The sequence below is a fragment of the Kluyvera sichuanensis genome, from assembly GCF_014218705.1.
GTDB lineage: Bacteria > Pseudomonadota > Gammaproteobacteria > Enterobacterales > Enterobacteriaceae > Kluyvera > Kluyvera sichuanensis.
The window spans coordinates 1-425 of the sequence record NZ_JABBJF010000089.1; the positions used below are offsets into that span (position 1 = coordinate 1).

The window sequence follows — 425 nt, forward strand, 5'->3', positions numbered from 1 at the left end:
TTCGTTCCGCCGGCCTCCATGAAGAACTCTTTGTTCTGGACGGCAATCTCTTCCAGCGTTTCCAGACAATCCGCCGAGAAGCCCGGCGACATAACCTGAATGTGCTTCACGCCCTTCTCGCCCAGCATTTTTAGCGTTTCATCAGTATACGGGGTCAACCACGGTTCACGACCGAAGCGCGACTGGAAGGTCATCATCACCTTCTCAGGCGGCAGGCCGAGGGCGGAGACCAGCTCGCGGGTGGTATCGCGGCAACGCTGGGGGTAATCGTCCCCTTCGTTCGCGAAACGCTGCGGAATACCGTGATAGGAGAGCAGCAGCAGATCCGGCTCGCCGTGTTTTTCAAACGACGCGCGCGCGCTGCTGGCAAGCGCCTGAATGTACAGCTCGTTATCGGCGTAGTCGCGGATAAAGGTGATGCCCGG

The 425-nt window shown here is 59.1% G+C and carries 1 protein-coding gene; it reads right to left on the reverse strand.

Annotation, left to right across the window (positions count from 1 at the left end):
* Positions 1-425: ferrochelatase (hemH, locus tag HII27_RS26875; RefSeq protein WP_185670193.1), on the reverse strand; the 425-nt coding region annotated here is incomplete at both ends.